Origin of the sequence: Dyella acidiphila (genome assembly GCF_014863405.1) — a bacterium.
Classification (GTDB): Bacteria; Pseudomonadota; Gammaproteobacteria; order Xanthomonadales; family Rhodanobacteraceae; genus Dyella_B; species Dyella_B acidiphila.
Map to the genome: position 1 here is coordinate 652,135 of NZ_JACZZA010000001.1, position 18,948 is coordinate 671,082.

General features: G+C 64.5%; 18 protein-coding genes. 11 read left to right on the plus strand and 7 right to left on the minus strand.

What is annotated here, in order from left to right; all coding sequences use genetic code 11:
• Positions 1-65: 65 nt before the first annotated feature.
• From IGX34_RS02985 to IGX34_RS02995, 3 genes are read right to left on the minus strand one after another with little or no spacing between them, the layout of a single operon-like run.
• Positions 66-1,169: a mevalonate kinase family protein gene (locus IGX34_RS02985; RefSeq protein ID WP_192554166.1), complete on the minus strand. Its 1,104-nt coding sequence runs from the start codon at positions 1,167-1,169 to the stop codon at positions 66-68.
• On the minus strand, positions 1,166-2,194 hold the full coding sequence (gene mvaD, locus IGX34_RS02990) for a diphosphomevalonate decarboxylase (protein ID WP_192554167.1): 1,029 nt from the start codon (positions 2,192-2,194) through the stop codon (positions 1,166-1,168). Before mvaD ends, IGX34_RS02985 begins: the two co-directional genes overlap by 4 nt.
• 47 nt (positions 2,195-2,241) lie before the next feature.
• On the minus strand, positions 2,242-2,904 hold the full coding sequence (locus tag IGX34_RS02995) for a DUF2147 domain-containing protein (protein ID WP_192554168.1): 663 nt from the start codon (positions 2,902-2,904) through the stop codon (positions 2,242-2,244).
• Between IGX34_RS02995 and hpnI the strand changes: the two genes are divergently transcribed.
• From hpnI to IGX34_RS03020, 5 genes are all read left to right on the plus strand, one after another.
• The gene (hpnI, locus tag IGX34_RS03000; protein ID WP_192554169.1) at positions 2,885-4,033 is read left to right on the plus strand and encodes a bacteriohopanetetrol glucosamine biosynthesis glycosyltransferase HpnI; all 1,149 of its coding nucleotides are present in this window, start codon (positions 2,885-2,887) and stop codon (positions 4,031-4,033) included. The genes IGX34_RS02995 and hpnI overlap by 20 nt on opposite strands.
• Positions 4,034-4,099: 66 nt before the next feature.
• A complete protein-coding gene (gene hpnJ, locus IGX34_RS03005) occupies positions 4,100-5,527 on the plus strand; it encodes a hopanoid biosynthesis associated radical SAM protein HpnJ (RefSeq protein WP_192554170.1) in 1,428 nt (475 codons plus the stop codon).
• A gap of 101 nt (positions 5,528-5,628) precedes the next feature.
• Complete coding sequence (gene hpnK, locus IGX34_RS03010) at positions 5,629-6,531, plus strand: hopanoid biosynthesis-associated protein HpnK (protein ID WP_192554171.1); 903 nt, start codon at positions 5,629-5,631, stop codon at positions 6,529-6,531.
• On the plus strand, positions 6,528-7,550 hold the full coding sequence (locus tag IGX34_RS03015; RefSeq protein WP_225737155.1) for a flippase-like domain-containing protein: 1,023 nt from the start codon (positions 6,528-6,530) through the stop codon (positions 7,548-7,550). Before hpnK ends, IGX34_RS03015 begins: the two co-directional genes overlap by 4 nt.
• A 13-nt stretch (positions 7,551-7,563) precedes the next feature.
• Positions 7,564-8,568: a ferritin-like domain-containing protein gene (locus IGX34_RS03020; protein WP_192554172.1), complete on the plus strand. Its 1,005-nt coding sequence runs from the start codon at positions 7,564-7,566 to the stop codon at positions 8,566-8,568.
• Positions 8,569-8,664: 96 nt separating this feature from the next.
• On the opposite strand, the gene hpnA is transcribed toward IGX34_RS03020, so the two are convergent.
• Positions 8,665-9,657, minus strand: a complete 993-nt coding sequence (gene hpnA, locus IGX34_RS03025) for a hopanoid-associated sugar epimerase (protein WP_192554173.1) — start codon at positions 9,655-9,657, stop codon at positions 8,665-8,667.
• 248 nt (positions 9,658-9,905) lie between these two features.
• Between hpnA and IGX34_RS03030 the strand changes: the two genes are divergently transcribed.
• The 6 genes from IGX34_RS03030 to IGX34_RS03055 all read left to right on the plus strand — a co-directional run bounded on the left by IGX34_RS03030 (position 9,906) and on the right by IGX34_RS03055 (position 17,011).
• Positions 9,906-11,081, plus strand: a complete 1,176-nt coding sequence (locus IGX34_RS03030; RefSeq protein ID WP_225737156.1) for a phytoene/squalene synthase family protein — start codon at positions 9,906-9,908, stop codon at positions 11,079-11,081.
• On the plus strand, positions 11,078-13,063 hold the full coding sequence (shc, locus tag IGX34_RS03035) for a squalene--hopene cyclase (RefSeq protein WP_192554174.1): 1,986 nt from the start codon (positions 11,078-11,080) through the stop codon (positions 13,061-13,063). The genes IGX34_RS03030 and shc overlap by 4 nt, the downstream gene beginning before the upstream one ends.
• Positions 13,060-13,797 (plus strand): phosphorylase family protein, encoded by a 738-nt coding sequence (locus IGX34_RS03040; protein ID WP_192554175.1) that lies wholly within the window; start codon positions 13,060-13,062, stop codon positions 13,795-13,797. The genes shc and IGX34_RS03040 overlap by 4 nt, the downstream gene beginning before the upstream one ends.
• Before the next feature lie 56 nt (positions 13,798-13,853).
• Positions 13,854-14,216, plus strand: coding sequence for a copper resistance CopC family protein (locus tag IGX34_RS03045; RefSeq protein WP_192554176.1), 363 nt, complete (start codon positions 13,854-13,856; stop codon positions 14,214-14,216).
• 85 nt (positions 14,217-14,301) lie between these two features.
• Positions 14,302-15,957 (plus strand): CopD family protein, encoded by a 1,656-nt coding sequence (locus IGX34_RS03050; protein ID WP_192554177.1) that lies wholly within the window; start codon positions 14,302-14,304, stop codon positions 15,955-15,957.
• Between the two features lie 154 nt (positions 15,958-16,111).
• The gene (locus IGX34_RS03055) at positions 16,112-17,011 is read left to right on the plus strand and encodes a polyprenyl synthetase family protein (RefSeq protein WP_192554178.1); all 900 of its coding nucleotides are present in this window, start codon (positions 16,112-16,114) and stop codon (positions 17,009-17,011) included.
• Positions 17,012-17,088: 77 nt separating this feature from the next.
• Here IGX34_RS03055 and IGX34_RS03060 read toward each other — a convergent pair whose 3' ends face one another.
• The 3 genes from IGX34_RS03060 to IGX34_RS03070 all read right to left on the minus strand — a co-directional run bounded on the left by IGX34_RS03060 (position 17,089) and on the right by IGX34_RS03070 (position 18,890).
• A complete protein-coding gene (locus tag IGX34_RS03060) occupies positions 17,089-17,439 on the minus strand; it encodes a hypothetical protein (RefSeq protein WP_192554179.1) in 351 nt (116 codons plus the stop codon).
• Positions 17,440-17,502: 63 nt separating this feature from the next.
• A complete protein-coding gene (gene bioD, locus IGX34_RS03065; RefSeq protein ID WP_192554180.1) occupies positions 17,503-18,180 on the minus strand; it encodes a dethiobiotin synthase in 678 nt (225 codons plus the stop codon).
• Complete coding sequence (locus IGX34_RS03070; RefSeq protein ID WP_192554181.1) at positions 18,177-18,890, minus strand: TMEM175 family protein; 714 nt, start codon at positions 18,888-18,890, stop codon at positions 18,177-18,179. The genes bioD and IGX34_RS03070 overlap by 4 nt, the downstream gene beginning before the upstream one ends.
• Positions 18,891-18,948 lie beyond the last annotated feature (58 nt).

An 18,948-nucleotide genomic window follows, 5' to 3' on the forward strand; every position in this document is an offset into this window, starting at 1 on the left:
TCCGTATAGGTCGTAAGTCACGCAGCCCGACTGCGGGATATCGCGTGCAGCACGAACGTTGGCGATCACGTCAAAATCCTGGTGGGGAAAGAATTTCGCGTCTGGCGCATATGGGAGTCGACCCCTTGAGAATCAAGGTCGAGGGGAACGACATGCATGCCGGCGGGAACAATGGCGCGTTCAAATGTCGCCAACCTTTCCGCATCGTCGGCAAAAACCACGCCGAAGTCGCCTCCAGCGCCGCAGGGCTTATAGCTGACGCCGGCACTCGATGCCAGTTCGGCGAGCTTTTTCTGCTCCGGCGAATAGATTTCCAGGCCGCAGGCATGACCGAAGGCCTGCAGCGCCGATGCGTAGTCTTTTGTAAGCCGGATGAAAGATTGAGCATCCTGGCGCGCCAGCGCCTGCAGCGCCGCCTCGGACAAACGACCAAGCTCATCCATATGCGCGGTGTATTCCGCAGCACGCTGCGTGCGCCACTGTGCAAGGCGCTGCAGAAAATCATTGGTCGAAACCGATTGTCCCGACCACACGAACAGACAATGCACGCCGGCCATCGGCCACGCCAATGCACTGAACCCAGGTTCGCGCGCAGGCCCTGTCAGCTGATAACGGATCAAGCCACCGGCCACACTGGCGCCGACATCCACGCCGCTGCCGCGACCGCCCTGCCAGCCGCCATGCATATGCAGCAGCCGGCGCAGCCATTGCTGCCGATCGCCAAGCACCTCGGCATGACCGGCATAAGCCGCCAGCGCGGAGGCCAGCGCCACCGTAAGCGCTGCACTCGAGCCCAGGCCCAGCTTGGCGCGCGGTTCGCTGTCGGCATTGAAAAAACCGGAGGTATCCAGGTGCAGGCTGAAGCCGGTGCCGGCGGAAGGCGCCAGCCCTTCGCGCTGCATGCCCTGCCATACGTGCTCGACCAGCGAGAGCTTGCCAGCCACCGCGGCATCGCACCGCCAATGCAGGCCGGCGCCATCGATAGTCATGCGTGCAGCGCTTACGCCCAGATCCGGCGCATGTACATCGCATACACCGTCATCGCGCGTTTCGATGCGCACGTGGGCACGGCGATTCACGGCCAGCACCAGCGCCGGCGCACCTTCCAGTACGGCGTATTCGCCCAGCAAGACCAGCTTGCCGGGAGCACTGGCGGTGAGCTCGATCATCTCGCCAGCTCGCCCACCGGAATGGCGCGCGCACCGGCGCCAAGGCCGGTATCGAGCACATCCAGCACGCCGGGCACATCGCGCAGTGCGTCCTTCACCTGCTCGATCGCCGAGGGTGCGCACACTGCCTTCAACTGCGGGCCCGCATCCACGGTGAAGAACACCGGCACGCCCTGCTGGCGCAAGGCGCGTACGCGATGCATGCATTCCACCGTGGCGCCATTCCAGTACAGCAGCCCCGGCTGCGCGGCCATCGCCAGCGCGTGCATCTTCAGGCAGCTGTATTCGGAAATCTGCGCCAGCGCATCGAAGTCGCGCGCATGGATCGCATTGCGTGCAACGCTCAGATCCGTTTCCTGCGTATCCACCCAGGCGGATTGATAAGGCGAGGTATCCGCAGTACGACGCATGCCTTCGGTGGAACCGACTTGCTTGGCTGCCTTGGACGTAATCGCCACGGCAACGCGCAGCGGCCACGCCTCGGCATCCAGTAGCGGACTGGCCACCGAATCGGTGCCGTCGGCCAGCTGGCCGTGCGTCCATTCCACGTAGCCGCCAAAGATCGAACGCGCCGCCGAACCCGAGCAGCGGCGCGCCAATACCGACTGCTCGGCAAGGCTCAGATCCAGGCCCAGCGCGCGTGCGCCGGCATGTACCAGCGCGGCGAAACCCGAGGCCGACGACGCCAGGCCAGCCGCGGTGGGGAAGTTGTTGTGGCTGGCCACTTCGGCGCCGTAATCGACCCCGGCACGCTGGCGCAGCAGATTCATGCAGGCGCTGATGCGCTTGGCCTCGGCCTCGTCGCTGCGGCCATTGAGGCTGACCACGTCCTGTTTCTGGCCGGGCACGAAGCGCACTTCGGTACGCGTCCACAAACTGTCGAGCGTGATGGAAATGGAACCGACCGCCGGCAGATTCAGCGCGGTATCGCGCTTGCCCCAGTACTTGACCAGCGCGATGTTCGGCTGGGCTTGCGAGGCAGCATGGAATGCTCCGGAAGCATCGGCACGTGATTCGAAATTCATACGTCTCGCAGGGATGTGGTCAATAAAAACACAAGCCGGACAATGTGTTACTTGTCTGGCACAACCATCTCGAAGGGTAGTCCGCCACCAGCGACGGGGTTTCGCATGGTGACCCGGCTCCACACGGTATTTCCGCCCAGCAGGCTGATGCCGATGTAGCCGTGCAGTTGCAACCGGTTCGGTCCTAGCAACCGGACCAGACAATTATACGTCTTACCGTTCTCGGAATTATAAACGCGCCCGCCCGTCCACTTCCCGTTACCCGCGTCATAGCTCAGGCCTTTGAGCAGCCGCAGGCCGGTGAGGGGCTGGGAACGCAGGGCCGGATCGGGGTTGTTGCGGTCGGTGACGATCTTGCCGTTGAGCTCCGGACCGTCCTCCGGGCCGTAGGTATTGTGCAGCTGCCAGAGGATATAGCCCTGGTATTGGTCGCCGACCTGCTCGATCCGGATCACCGCATCGCGGCTTGCGACCAGCCAGTCGCCCTCGATGGCAGCAGAACCGGAAGGCTCATAGCGATCGGCAGCCCATGCCTGCCCGCCGGCCAGCACGGCAAGGAAAGCCAGGCATGCCAGGCACCATTGCCGGAACCCATATGAGGCAATCTTCATCACACACCCTTGCATCGATGAGGAGCGGACCCAATCTCCGCGCCCTTTGGGGCTCAGCCTGCCGGTAGCATAAGCGTCCATGTCTTTGAGCTGGATCATCACCGCCATTATCCACGGACTCGGCATCGGGCTCGTGTTTGCAGCCGCGGGCTACGCCTGCGTGGCGCTATGGGCAGTGCTGAAAGGCGCGCGCGCAACGCACAGTGGCAAGCATGCCGCCACGCGGCCCGTCACCGTCCTCAAGCCGCTGCACGGCACCGACGCCAGGCTCTACGACAATCTGCGCAGCTTCTGCGTACAGGCGCATCCCGACTATCAACTGGTGTTCGGCGTGCGCGAGGCGGACGATCCGGCGATCGCCGTGGTAACGCAGCTGCGCAGTGAATTCCCGCAGCGCGCGATCGCCCTGGCGGTGGATTCGCGCGTATACGGCGCGAACCTCAAAGTCAGCAATCTGCTGAACATGCTGCCGCATGCGCAGCACGACTGGCTGGTACTGGCCGATGCGGATATCAGCGTTGCCGCCGATTACCTCACCCGCGTAACGGCGCCGCTGGCCGACCCTGGCGTAGGCATCGTCACCTGCCTCTATCACGGCATTCCCGGCCCATCGTTCTGGTCGCGGCTGGGGCGGCTGTTTATCGACGACTGGTTCGCGCCATCGGTGCGCCTGTCGCACGCCTTCGGCTCCACCCGCTTCGCCTTCGGCTCCACCATCGCCCTGCGCCGCGATGCCTTGCAGGCGATCGGCGGCTTCGAGGCCCTGCGCGATATGTTGGCGGATGATTTCTGGCTGGGCGAGCGCACGCGCCAGGCCGGCCTGCGCACGGTGCTGTCGGAGGTGGTGGTGGGCACCGATGTCGGTGAAAGCCAATTGAAAGATTTGTGGGCGCATGAATTGCGCTGGCTGCGCACCATCCGCTCCATCGCACCCGCCGGTTTTGCCGTGACTTTCGTGTGTTTTACCTCGCCGTTATTGCTGCTGGGACTATGCCTGGCCCCCGGCGCCATCACCGCGGGGCTCGCCGTACTCGGTGGCGGGGCGCGGGTTTTGCTACACTTTTTGCAGCGGCGCACCAGCGATCTGGCCTTTGCCTGGCATGAAGTCCTGCTGATTCCCCTCCGCGATGCCTTGCTGCTGATGGAATGGGCAGTTGCCCTGGCCGGTTGGCAGGTAAAATGGCGCGGTCAGGTCATGCATGCTCGAGGCGGCGGTTCAGCGCCGTAGACCCAAGTTTCTGAACTATCTGCTGTCCCCGGGCACGGTGATGTGCCTTCGCAGGAGTCCTTCGTAATGAAAACGCTTTTTCTGCAAGCTCCCTCTTTCGATGGCTTTGATGGCGGCGCCGGTTCGCGCTACCAGGCCAAGCGCGAAATCAAGAGCTTCTGGTACCCCACCTGGCTGGCCCAACCGGCTGCGATGGTGCCCGATTCGCGCGTGCTCGATGCGCCCGCCGACGAAATCTCGGTAGAGGACAGCCTGAAGATCGCCGAGCAGTACGAGCTGGTGATCATCCACACCAGCACGCCGTCGTTCCCGACCGATGCCAAGTTCGCCGAGCTGCTGAAAGAGCGCAAGCCGAACGTGCTGATCGGCCTGGTAGGCGCAAAGGTCGCAGTGGATCCGACCAGCTCGCTCACCGCCTCGCCGGCGATCGACTTCGTCGCCCGCGAAGAATTCGACTACACCTGCAAGGAAGTGGCCGAAGGCCGTCCGTTCGAAAGCATCACCGGCATCAGCTATCGCCTGGCCGACGGCAGCGTGCAGCACAATCCGCCGCGCGCGATGATCGAGAACATGGACGACCTGCCGTTCGTGGCGCCGATCTACAAGCGCGACCTGAAGATCAGCAACTACTTCATCGGCTATCTCAACTATCCGTACGTGTCGATCTACACCGGCCGCGGCTGCCGCTCCAAGTGCACCTTCTGCCTGTGGCCGCAGACCGTCGGCGGTCATCGCTATCGCACGCGCTCGGCCGCCAACGTGCTGGCCGAAGCGAAGTGGATCAAGGAGAACATGCCCGAAGTGAAGGAGCTGATGTTCGACGACGACACCTTCACCGACAGCTCCAACATGGATCGCGTGCACGACATCGCGCGCGGCCTGGGCGCAATGGGCTGGACCTGGTCGTGCAACGCCAAGGCCAACGTGCCGTACGAGTCGCTGAAGATCATGAAGGACAACGGCCTGCGCCTGCTGCTGGTGGGCTACGAGTCGGGCGACGACCAGATCCTGCACAACATCAAGAAGGGCCTGCGCACCGACATCGCGCGCCGCTTCACCGAAGACTGCCGCAAGCTGGGTATCACCATCCACGGCACCTTCATTCTCGGCCTGCCGGGCGAGACCAAGGAAACGATCGACAAGACCATCCAGTTCGCCAAGGAAATCAATCCGCACACCATCCAGGTGTCGCTGGCCGCCCCTTATCCGGGCACGGCGCTGTACAAGCAGGCGGTGGAGAACAACTGGCTGCAGGAAAACGAGGCCGTCAACCTGGTCAACGACAAGGGCGTGCAGCTGGCCCTGATCGAATACCCGCATCTGTCCAAGGCGGACATTTTCCACGGCGTGGAAAAGTTCTATCGCGCGTTCTACTTCCGCCCGTCGAAGATCTGGGAAATCGTCAAGGAAATGCTCACCAGCTGGGACATGATGAAGCGTCGTCTGCGCGAGGGCGTGGAGTTCTTCCGCTTCCTGCGTGCGCACGAGGCCTGACCTTCAATCATCAAAATGCGAGCGCAGCGAGCCGCATTCGCCTCCTCTCCCCGCCGGGGAGAGGATTGAGGTGAGGGGCCACGGCTTGCCTCACTCTTCCAATGACATCGCGCTCTGAATCATCAGCAAGGCAAGAACGCCCCCTCACCCCAACCCTCTCCCCAGAGGGGAGCGGGAGCAAGGGTGTTGATCGCCCGCGCCTGATCGTCACCGCCGACGATTTCGGCCTGCACGATGCCGTCAACGAAGCGGTGGAACACGGCTATCGCGACGGTGTGCTGCGCGCAGCCAGCCTGATGGTCGCTGCACCCGCTGTTGCCGATGCCGTAGCGCGCGCCAAGCGCAATCCCGGCCTCGCGGTGGGTCTGCATTTGGTGCTTGCGGACGGCCGCGCCATGCTGCCGCCTACGCGCATTCCCGATCTGGTGGACGGGCAAGGCATGTTCAATTCGGACATGGTGCGCAACGGTTTCCGTTTCTTCTTCCTGCCGCATGTGCGCCGCCAGTTGGCCGACGAAATCCGCGCGCAGTTCGCCGCCTTTGCCGCTACCGGCCTGCCGCTGGATCACGTCAACGCGCACAAGCATTTCCATCTGCATCCGACGATTCTGTCGATGATGCTGGAGATCGGCCGCGAATACGGCCTGCGCGCGATCCGCCTGCCTGCCGAACCCGGCATGGGTCCGTGGCTGCGGCCGTGGCTGGCGCTGATGCGCTGGCGCATGGATCAGGCCGGCGTCGCGCACAACGATCACGTCTTCGGCCTGCGCCACAGCGGCGGCATGGACGAGGCGGTGATGCTGGAACTGCTGCAGCAATTGCCGGAAGGCTTGTCGGAGGTTTATCTGCACCCTGCATCGCATGGCCGGCTTACCGCAAGCATGGCCGACTATCGTCATGCCGACGAACTGGCCGCCCTGCTGTCGCCGCGCGTGCGTGCAGCGATCGACGCGCGTTATCAGCTGTGCAACGGCTTTGCCGACCCCGCGGCGGCCACCGCATGAGCATGAAGCTTTTCAGCTATATCGCCGGGCTGCTCGGCCTGGCCGTGGCCATCGCCCTGGTGGCACATCAGGGCTGGGGCGAAATTGCCACGGCAATCGACCATGCCGGCTGGCAGCTGCTGTGGCTGTTGCCGTTCCATGTGTTGCCGCTGGTACTGGATGTCATTGCCTGGCGCGTCTTGATCGCGCCGCGCGATCCGCACCGGCGGGCCACGCTGCCGTTCCTGTTCTGGGTCGCCTCGATCCGCGAAGCCAGCAATCGCCTGCTGCCGGTGGCCAATATCGGCGGCGAAATCATCGGTATCCGGCTGGTGAAATGGCGCGGCATCGGCGGTGCCGCCGCCGCGGCCAGCATCATCATGGAAGTGCTGCTCACGCTGGTGAACCAGTATCTGTTCACGGCGCTGGGCATCATTCTGCTGATCGAGCTGACCAGCAATATCAGTGCTTTCAGCACGGTGATTTCCGCCCTGGGCGCCAGCCTGCCGCTACCGATCTTCCTGATCATCCTGCTGCGCCACGGCAAGGTGTTTTCCCGGCTGGAAACCTTTGCCGAGAAACTGCTCGGCGGCCGCTCCAAGCTCACCGAGCTGATCGACGGCGCCAACCTGGATCTGGAAGTCCGCGCACAGTATTCGCGCCCGCTGCGCCTGGTCGTCGCTTGCGCCTGGCAGTTCGTCGGCTACGTGGTGGGCAGCTTCGAGACCTGGCTGGCGCTGCATCTGCTTGGCTATCCGATCAGCGTGTGGGATGCCATCGCGATCGAAGCGGTGACCCAGGCGCTGCGCCATATCATTTTCGTGGTACCGGCCGGCCTCGGCGTGCAAGAAGGCGGCCTGGTGCTGTTCGGCAACATGATCGGGCTGCCGCCCGAGGCCAGCGTCGCGCTGTCGCTGGTCAAGCGTATGCGCGAAGTGGGCTTTGGCGTGCCCGCCCTGATTTCCTGGCAGTGGGCCGAAGCACGGCGCCTGTATGCGGGCTCGTCCGCACGCGCCGGCTCCGGCCAGCCGCCCATTTGATAGAGAACGATCGATGACGCTCCAACACGAAGCCTTTGACACCGCCACCCTGGTGCCCGGCTATCACGAACCGGTGCTGCCGGAAGGCGAACCGGATGCGGCCACCATCGCCGCGTCCGAGGCACGCACCCGCCACTGGTCGGGCGCCGGCAATCAGCGCATCAAGTACGGCTCGGATCTGCACAAGCAGATGATGTGCCGCATGTTCGCCGAGACCTTCAATCCGTATCGTCCGTCGGTGCTGAAGTGGCCGACGCTGGACGACGCAGCCCTGCATCGCATCACCTCGCTGCCGATCTGGGATATCGCCGTGCAGACCGAGGGCAAGGCTCGCCTGCGCATGGCCGCCTATGCGCGCACCATCGCCGATCCCGAGATCCGCAACGCGCTGGCGCAGAATGCGTGGGAAGAAAATCGCCACAAGCAAGTGCTGTCCAAGATGGTGCAGCACTATCAGATTCCGCTGGTGCCGGAGCCGCCCTACGAATACCCGCAGGATCCGGAATGGGCTTATCTGGTGACCGGCTACAGCGAGTGCATCGACAGCTTTTTCGCCTTCGGCCTGTTCAAGGTGGCGCACGACTCGGGCCTGTTTCCGCCCGAGTTGATCGACACCTTCGAACCGGTGATGCAGGAGGAATGCCGGCATATCCTGCTGTTCGCCAACTGGGTCGCCTGGCATCGCGCCAAGCTCAACCTGTTCCAGCGCATCGCCTTCGAATGGAAGGTGTTCCGCGTGTGGTGCTTCCTCGGCATGGAGCGCATGGACCTGGCCAAGAGCCTGGATGCCGACGGCAACGAACAGGCGCAGGACAATAACTTCACCGTCAACGGTGCGCAGTCGGTGACCGAGCAGGATCTGAGCGTGGCCCAGCTGATGCAGTGGTGCCTGAGCGAAAACGATCGCCGCTTCGCCGGCTACGATCAGCGCTTGCTGCGGCCGACCACGATGCCGTTCATGGTGAAGTGCGCGCTGCCGGTGCTGAAGTTCTTCGAGAAGCGCAAGCAGCGCAAATAAACCGCAACGCCACCCGCGTAGGTTGGGTTAGCGCAGCGTAACCCAACGATGTTTGCTTCGATGGAGATCTGTTGGGTTACGCTGCGCTAACCCAACCTACAGGCTGCGAAACCAGGCGACGGCATCTTCCAGGGCTTGTCGCGCGGGCCGCGCGGTATAGCCCAATTCACGCTGCGCCTTGGCACTGCTGAAGAACATCCGCTTCTTCGACATGCGCACTTCTTCGACGGTGGCGATCGGCGTCATGCCGGTGAGCCGCGCCCATGCTTCGGCGATATAGGCAATCGGCATCACCACGCCATGCGGCAGCCGCACTTTCGGCGGCGAGCGCCCGGCGATATCGGCAATTTCGGTGAGCACTTCGCGCAAGCTCATGTCGTAGCCGCCCAGCACATAGCGCTCACCGACCACGCCACGCTCGAACGCCAGCCAATGCCCGTGCGCCACGTCGTCCACGTGCACGATGTTCAGGCCCGTATCGACATAGGCCGGCACGCGCCCGGCCATCGCATCGCGCACGACGCGGCCGGTGGGCGTGGGCTTGATGTCGTGCGGTCCGATCGGCGTGGACGGATTGACGATCACTACCGGCGTCCCTTCCGCCGCAAACTGCCGGGCCACTTCCTCGGCCAGAAACTTGGAACGCTTGTAGTGGCCGATCATGTCCTCGACCGACACCGGCGTACTTTCGCTGCCCGGCGTGCCGTCCTTGGGAATGCCCAGGGTCGCCACGCTGCTGGTGTAGACAATCCGCGGCACGCCAACCTTTCGCGCAGCTTCCAGAATCGAACGCGTGCCGTCCACATTGGCGCGATACAGTTCGCCTGGATCCGGCGCCCACAGGCGGTAGTCCGCCGCTACGTGAAAGAGTGCATCACATCCTTCGCAGGCCGGCAGCAGTGAGGCGGCCCGGGTCAGGTCCCCTTCGGCCACTTCCACGTCCAGTCCCTGCAAATTGCGGCGATCGGAACCCGGACGTGCCAGCACGCGCACGCGATGGCCATTGCGCAGCAAGTGGCGGGCCACGGCCGATCCGACGAATCCGGTGGCCCCGGTAACCAGCGCCCTCACAGCAAAACCCGCCGGCATGCGACAGGCGGAAAGGGTGCGGAAATGTTCGGCAGCGCCGAAAAAAGCAGGATTCTCATCACGCAATTATGGACGAAAACCGCTTGCTGCTTCAGCATATTGGGCATGCTCACCCCACCCTGCCAGCCCCACGCCAGCACGTGCGCGCAGCTGCCCTTGCAGTTCCACCAGGGGCCTGGAACTTCAAATAGCGGCCGCGTTCTGAATTCGTACCCGTATTGGTGTGTCATAATTCCGCGGATTGAGGCATGCCAATGATCGAATTCAACACTGCCCCCGCCCCCGCTGGCAGCGACCAGGCCGACGCCTACCAGGATGCGATCCTGCCCAAGGTGTCGCGTACTTTCGCGCTGACCATCCCGCAGCTTCCGCCGGAACTGCGTCGCGCGGTTGCGAACGCCTATCTGCTCTGCCGCATCGCTGACACCATCGAAGACGAGCCGGCACTGTCGGCCGAACAGAAGCGCAGTTTCGAAAATGCCTTCGTCGATGCCGTCACGGGCGACACCGATGCGCAGGAAGTGGCCGACGACGTCGCGCCGCTGCTGTCGAACGAAACGCTGGAAGCCGAGCGCGACCTGATGCGCCGGCTGCCGCTGGTGCTCGAGGTCACGCGCAGCCTCGAACCGGCACAGCAGGCCTCGATCGTGAAGTGCCTGAAAATCATGTCGCACGGCATGCACGAATTTCAGCGCAAGGCCGGCCTGCATGGCCTGCCCACGCTGCACGATCTGGATCGCTACTGCTACTGCGTCGCCGGCGTGGTCGGCGAAATGCTGACCGAGCTGTTCGTCGATTTCGAACCGGCGCTGGCTCCGCATCGCAACACCATGCTGCGCCTAGCGGTGTCCTTCGGTCAGGGCCTGCAGATGACCAACATCCTCAAGGACCAGTGGGAAGACCGCACGCGCGGTGCCTGCTGGCTGCCGCAGGACATGTTTGCGCGCCACGGCATCAAGCTGAGCGAGCTCAAATCCGGCAAGCAGAATGCCGGCTATGCCGCCACCATGTCGGAGCTGGTCGGCATTGCGCATGCGCATCTGCGCCAGGCGCTGGATTACACCTTGCTGCTTCCGTCGCGCCACGCCGGCGTGCGCCGCTTCTGCCTGTGGGCGATCGGCATGGCCCTGCTCACCTTGCAGAATCTGCGCAACAACCTGGATTTCTCGGCCGGCACGCAGATCAAGATTTCGCGCAAGGCCGTCGCGCGCACCATTTTGTTCACCAAGCTGTTCGGCAAATCCAACGGCGCATTGCGCTGGCTGTTCGCGGTAACCGCACGCGGCCTGCCGCTGACGCCGCTCACCGCCGAATGGAGCGAACCGTCCACGCCTGCGCGCACCTGGCCGAAGCGTTCGATCCCGCATATCGCCGATATCGCCTGGCGCGAAACGGCGGATGCGCAAGAAGTGCATCATCCATGAGTGCTTCGACGCCCCTGACCGCCGACGCCGCCAACGATCTGCTGCAGTCCCTCCAGAGCCACGGCCTGGACGAAGCGATCGAACGCGGCCGCGCTGCCTTGCTGGCGCGCCAGCAGCCGGACGGTCACTGGTGCTTCGAGCTGGAATCGGATGGCACCATCACTGCCGAATACATCCTGATGATGCATTTCCTCGACGAGATCGACGAGGTGCTGCAGGCGAAGATGGCGCGCTATCTGCGCGACACGCAAGAACGGCATGGGCATGGTGGCTGGGCGCAGTACTACGGCGGCGAACTCGATCTGTCCGGCACGGTGAAGGCGTATTACGCCCTGAAGGCAGCCGGCGACAGTCCCGACGCCGAACACATGCGGATCGCACGCGAAGCCATTCTTGCGCGCGGCGGTGCGGCCAAGGCCAACGTATTCACGCGCATCCTGCTGGCGCTGTTCGAGCAGGTGCCCTGGCGCGCCACACCGTACGTGCCGGTGGAAATCATGCTGCTGCCGCGCTGGTTTCCGTTCCACATCGACAAGATGTCGTACTGGGCGCGCACCACGTTGGTGCCGCTGACCGTCCTGTGTTCGCTCAAGGCCAAGGCGATCAATCCGCGCAAGATCCATATTCGCGAATTGTTCGTCACGCCGCCCGAGCAGGAGCACCACTACTTCCTGCGCGGCGGCCTGCTCAACCGCACGTTCCTCGCGCTGGACAAGCTCGGCCGTTTCGCCGACCGCTTCATCCCGCGCAAGCTGCGCCAGCATGCGATCGACAAGGCAGTGGCGTGGTTCCTGCCGCGCATGAACGGCGAAGACGGCATCGGCGCGATTTTTCCGCCGATGGTCAACTGCCTCGAAGCGATGACCTTGCTGGGTTATCCCAAGGATCACCCCGTACGCGAGACCTGCCTGCGTTCGATCCAGAAGCTGGTCGTGCATCGCGATCACCAGACCGCGTACTGCCAGCCCTGCGTGTCGCCGATCTGGGACACGGTGTGGAGCGCGCTGACCCTGATGCATACCAGCCAGGACGCCGGCACCCAGGACGCCATTGCCCAGGCCTGCGACTGGCTGATCTCCAAGCAGGAGCTGGAACTCAAGGGCGACTGGGCCGTGCAGGCGCCGGACCTGCCGCCGGGCGGCTGGGCGTTTCAGTACAACAATGCCTATTACCCCGATATTGACGACACCGCGGTCGTCGCGGCGCTGCTGCATATCCAGGATCGCCGCCGCGGCGAATCGGGACGCCATCGCTTCAACACTGACCGCGCGATGGACTGGATGATCGGCCTGCAGTCGAAGAACGGCGGCTTTGCCGCGTTCGATGCCGACAACACGCACTACCACCTCAACGCGATCCCGTTCGCCGATCATGGCGCCCTGCTTGATCCGCCGACCGAGGATGTCTCCGGCCGCGTCGCCGCCTGCCTGGGCGTGCTGGCGCGCCCGCAGGATGAGGCCAGCCTGCGCCGCTGCATCGACTACCTGCGCAGCACCCAGCTCGAAGACGGCAGCTGGTGGGGCCGCTGGGGCAGCAACTACATCTACGGCACCTGGAGCGTGCTGGCCGGCCTGGCGCTGGCCGGCGAGGATTCGCGCCAGCCTTATATCCGCAAGGCAATCGACTGGCTGCGCTCGCGCCAGCACGCCGACGGCGGCTGGGGCGAAACCAACGACAGCTACATCGATCCGGCCCTGCGCGGCCGCAACCACGGCGTGAGCACGCCGCAGACCACCGCCTGGGCACTGCTGGCGCAGCTGGCCTTCGGCGAGGTGCAGGCCGATTCGGTCAAGCGCGGCATCGCCTTCCTGCTGGCCAATCAGCAGGCCGATGGCGCGCTGGAAGGCTTGTGGTACCACCCCTCGCACAATGCGCCCGGCTTCCCGCGCGTGTACTACCTCAAGTACCACGGCTACACGGCGTATTTCCCGCTGTGGGCACTGTCCCGTTACCGCCAGCTGCAGCAGTCGGCCGCCGCTTGAGCCAGCGTCCAGCCAGCGGCGCGGTCGGCGTCGTGGTGGCGCTGGCCTCCGAAGCCAGGACGCTTACCCCGCAATCCGTGCAGACCGAGCGCAGCACGCCGCTCGGTACCGGCGCCATGTTGTGGCTGAGCGGCATGGGGCCGAGCGCGGCACGCCGCGCCGCCCAAGGATTAGCTGATGCCGGCGCCCAGGCGCTGGCTGTGTTCGGCGTCGCCGGCGCCTTGAATGGCCAGTTGCGCAACGGCGCGCTGCATTGCCCCCGGCAAGTGCTAGATGAGGATGGCCAGGTCCATGCGGTGGATGCGGGCTGGCATGCACGGCTGCAACGGCAATTGCATGGCATCGGTTTGCCACTGCATGCGGACGGCGCCTTGCTCAGCGTGCGGGCACCGCTGCTGACCGCCGCCGACAAGTCCGCGGCGCATGCGCGCTGCGCCGCGCTGGCGGTGGATATGGAGAGCGCCGCCGTGGCCGCCGTCGCGCATGAGCGCGGGCTGCCCTTGCTGGTGCTGCGCGCCATCGTCGACGAAGCCGGCGATGCCATTCCGGCCGCCCTGAACGACAGCGTCGACGCCTGGGGACGCCCGCGCACGCTTGGCCTGCTTGCCGCCCTGTGCCGCCACCCGTCGGTGCTGGCCGACCTGCCCCGTCTATACTCGCGCATGCAACGCGCCACCCTGGCCCTGCGCGCCGCCGCCAAGGTCGCCGGCCCCGCGCTGGCGTGGCCGGAGTAAGTCGCGTTTTTTCGTTTCGCCGCGACCGCGGCAATGTCCTACCGGAGAACTCGCTGATGTCCCTGCGTCGTCATATTGGAAGCTTCGTGGTTGCTGCGGTCTGCGCAGTGGCCAGCATGTCCGCATCCGCCCATGCCATCCTCACCGACAGCACCCCCAAGCCGAACGGCACGCTGGCCGCCGGCCATGTGGCGATGGTGTTCAAGTACAACAGCAAGATCGACCAGCACCGCTCGCGCATCACCCTGGTCAAGGCCGACAAGAGCGAGAGCGTGCTGACCATCGTCACCGACGGCAGCAAGCCCAACGAACTGGATACCAGCGCCGATCTCGCGCCGGGCAGCTACACCATTCGCTGGCAAGCGCTGGCGCTGGACGGCCATATCACCCGCGGCGACGTGCCGTTTACGGTGAAGTAAGCACGTCGTCTGCTGCCCACTGTCATCCCGGTGCATGGCATCGGGATGACCCACTTCGACCGCTTCCCATCCTGAGCAATTCCTCGTGGAACTACTCGTCGATATCTTCGGCTACCTGAGCATCATCCTGCACGGCATCACCATCGTCGCGCAGTCGATGACGCTGGGCGGCATTCTGTTTCTGGTGTTCCTGGCACGCCCGTTTGCGCATCTGCTGCAGCAAGGCGCCGACCTGGAACAGCGCATCACGCGCCTGACTATCTATAGCGCGATCGGCCTGGTGCTGGCCGAAATCGCCGGGGTCGGGCTGCAAGTGGCGGTGGTGATGTCCACCGTCGACCTGGGCTTTTTCGACGTGATGCAGGCGCCGTTCGCGATCGCCGGCACGGTCAAGATCCTCTGCGCGCTGCTGTTGATTCCGTGCCTGGGCAAGCGCGTGGCAGCCAGTCCGCTGTCGGCGTTGTTGCCGCTGCTGATCGGCGCGGCGGAACTGACCGCCGCCACCTTCACCACCCACGCCTATGCGCGCCTGAGCGACAACATGCTGCTGTTGTTGGTGGAAGGCCTGCATCAGTTCGGCGCAGCCATCTGGGTAGGTGCGATCCCATGCTTCGTGCTGGCGCTGGGCCGGCTGCATGACAGCAACAGCTGGCGCCTGGTCGGCGCGCGCTTTTCGCGCATGTCGATGATCGGCGTGGCCAGCATCGTGATATCCGGCGCGGTGATGAGCCTGTTCTATATCGGCAGCGTGCAGGGCTTCTACGGCACCGCGTATGGCGTGATGGTTGGCGCGAAGATCGCCATGTTCCTCGCCCTGCTCGCGCTGGGCGCCGGCAACCTGATGGTGACCGAGCGTCTGCGCAAGAACCAGGACACCTCGGTGATCCGCCTGCGCCGCTTCGCCGAAGTGGAAATCGGCATCGGCTTCACCATCTTCTTCGCTGCCGCATCGCTGACCTCGGTGCCGCCGGCGGTAGACCTCACCGCCGACCGCGTCACGCTGCACGAAATCGCTGTGCGCAACGCGCCGGCATGGCCGCGCCTGAGCTCGCCCGATCACGACAAACTCGCGATCTCGGAAATGCAGGCGGGCCTGAACAAGGAAGCCGAACAGCGCGGCCAGGCCGCGGCACAGGCCAACGTGCCGGGCTCGGGCGTATTGCCGCCGCGCAATGCCGACGATATCGCCTGGTCCGAATACAACCATCACTGGGCCGGCATCTTCGTCTTGCTGATCGGCCTGCTGGCCCTGCTCAATCGCGCCGGCGTGGGATGGCTCAAACACTGGCCGCTGCTGTTCCTGCTGATGGCCGGCTTCCTGCTGGTGCGCTCCGATCCCGAAGTGTGGCCGATGGGCAGCGAAGGATTCTGGGTGGCATGGCGCGACGTGGAAGTGGCGCAGCATCGCTTCTTCGTGGCGCTGATCATCCTGTTCGGGGTATTCGAGTGGGCCGTGCGCACCGGTCATCTGCGCAATCAGAAGGCCGCGCTGGTGTTTCCGCTGCTGGTGGCGGTGGGCGGCGCGATGCTGCTGACCCACAGCCACCAGATTTCCAATGTGAAGGATCAGCTGCTGATCGAGCTGACCCATACCCCGTTGGCGCTGGCCGGCGTGGCGGCAGGCTGGGCGCGCTGGCTGGAACTGCGCCTGCCCGGTCGTGGCGGCCGCATCGCCGGCTGGGTATGGCCGATCTGCTTCATGCTGGTGGGCGTGATCCTGCTCTGGTACCGCGAAGCCTGAGCTGCGGTACGGCTGCCATACCGAGGGGCGGGCAAGACGCGGGTCTTGCCCGCCCCTCGCCGTTTATGCCGACGCTATACACCATGGCGCACAGGCGATAGCGCTGCCCGCGATGTTAAAATCGCCCGATTACTGCACCCTGCCCGGACCTTGCATGAGCTCGACTTCCACCACCGCCGCCTTCGATACCCGCGTATCCGCCTATCTGCAGCGGCTGGAGCGCAGCATGGATGCCATCCTGCCGCCCGCTTCCACCGATCCGCAACGCCTGCACGAAGCACTCCGCTATGCCTGCGAAGGCGGCAAGCATCTGCGTGCGCTGATGGTGTATGCAGCCGGCGAAACGCTGGGCGTCGATGCCGAGCGCCTGGATGCGGCGGCCTGTGCGGTGGAACTGATCCACGCCTATTCGCTGGTGCACGACGACCTGCCTGGCATGGACAACGATGATCTGCGCCGCGGACGTCCGACCGTGCACAAGGCTTACGACGAAGCCACCGCCATCCTGGTCGGCGACGCGCTGCAGACTTCGGCGTTCGAAGTGCTCGCCATCTCTGCGGCACTGGACGATGCACAGAAAGTGCAGATGATCCGCGCACTCGCCCTCGCCGCCGGCTCGCTCGGCATGGTCGGCGGCCAGGCGGTGGATATGGCGTCGGAGAACCTGACGCTGACGCTCGCGCAGCTCGAATCGCTGCATGCGCGCAAGACCGGCGCCTTGATCCTGGTTACCTGCCAGCTTGCCGCCATTGCAGCGAACGCATCGGAAACGGTACGCAACACCCTGGAGCATTACGGACGCTGCATCGGGCTGGCCTTCCAGATCCAGGACGATGTACTGGACCAGATCGCCGACACCGCCACACTCGGCAAGACCGCCGGCAAGGATCTGGCACAGCACAAATCCACCTTCCCGTCCCTGCTCGGCCTGGAGCAGGCGCAGCAGCGCGCGCATGCGTTGTTCGACGAAGCGCGCAACGCCGCGCGCAGCATTTCCGGCCATGCCGATGCCTTGCTGTGGCTGGCCGATCATATTCAGCAGCGCGATCACTGACCGCAGCGCATTCCGTCGGTCGACAAAAAAAAGCAGCTGTGCGCAGGCACAGCTGCTTTTTGTTTTTCAACGCGAGCTCAGGCCGGGCGTACGTCGTGCAACTGCCACTGTGCACCGATCAACCAGTTCAGGCGCTGGCGCACGATACTCATCGGCAGGCTGCTGACCACTTCCACTTCGGTATGCAGATCCACCGCCTTGGCACTTACGCTGGCCAGCTGATCGGTCAGCCCAAGCCGCTCGTCGACGTCATCCGGATCGGGCTGCAAGGCACGCCAGCGCTGAAACAGCAGCGGGCTGCGCAAGGCTTCCTGCAGCGCCGCCGCGAAGTCGTTCGGACCGGCGCCGTCATAGCTCAACGCAGCCTGCGCGCCGCGCGCATGGGCAAGATCCTGGATCTGGATGTAGTAGCGGCTGCGGTTGGTCATAAAAGCTCCCGTTGGCTGACCGTATGCATCGGGCACCGATCCGCCGGTCCCGGTTCCTGTGCTTCAAAGCGCGAGCGCTGCGCAATCGAGCAGATTGGCGGCCGACGCCGGCGCGACACCATGCGGCAGGATGCCCAGGCATGGTGCCGGCAGCAGCGTGCGCAGCGTGTGGATATTCTCCTCCACCGCGGCCATCTGCGGATCGACACGGTTCCCAATCCAGCCAACCAGCCGGCAACCGTCCGCCACAATGGCTTCCGCGGTCAGCAAAGCGTGACTGAGGCAGCCTAGACGCAGGCCCACCACCAGCACTACCGGCAAATTCCAGGAACGGGCGATATCCGACGCAAACAGCTCCGCCGCCAGCGGCACGCGCCAACCGCCTACGCCTTCGACTACCACGGTGTCGTAGCGCGCGCTCAATGCATCGAAGGCGGTACGCAGCGGCGGCAGTGCAATCGTCACACCCTCATGCGCCGCCGCGAGATGCGGCGACAACGGATCGCGCAAGGCCAGCGGATTGACCTCGGTGTAAGCAGGCGCCGGCAAGCCGGTAGCCTCCAGCAAGGCGAGCGCATCTTCGTTGCGCAGACCGTCGGGAGTTTCAACGCAGCCACTGGCAACCGGCTTCATCCCGCACACCGTGCGTCCGTTTGCGCGCAAGGCGTGAATCAAGCTGCACGCCGAATGGGTCTTGCCGATGCCGGTATCGGTACCGGCGACAAACAGGGCGGTCTTCACGCGATCTGCGCCAATGCGCGCCGGGACCAGCGCCCGGTAAAACCGTAGACCGGCGTGAGCAAGACATAGGCCATGCCGGGCAGCGAATCCCACAGGCCATTGTTGACCGCCGGCAACAGCAAGGTCACCAGCAGGGAAAGCAATGCCACCGACACCGAGCCGATCTGCACGTAATACGTTTCGCGTGCCTCAATGCGCTGCCGGGCCGAAAGCGATGACGCGTGGCGCAAGCTGTGCCGGTATAGCAGCGCCAGGCAGCCGGCCATGCAGGCATAGGCCAACGCATAGCAGATAAACAGCGCTTTCAATTCGCGCACGCTGCCGATCTCCGGCTCGTTGGGCAGCGTGGTGTGCGTGTAGGCGTCGTACAAGGTGCTGAATAGCGCCTGGAACAGCATGTCCAGCGGATAGACGAAGATCAGCGCGAAGAACACCAGCATCAGGCTCAGGCGAATGCTGGTGCTGTCATGCAAGCGGAAGCGATCGCGCCAGCGCACATGCCGATGCCAGAACAGCATCAGGGTGGCGAAGCTGCAGGCGAAGCCCGGAATGCGATCCAGCGCCAGCATCAGATCGTGCAGGCTGTGCGGCACTTCCGCGCCGGCAATCGCCATCACGCTTACGGCGAACGCGAACGCCGCATCGATAAATCCATCCAGGCGATGCGCCTCGACCCGCCCGACGTGCGCGGACTCGTCCGGTTCGCTCATGTTTGCTGACTCCCCTTGTGCCTAGGCACCTGACGTCCCATTTTAGGGCATTCGCCTT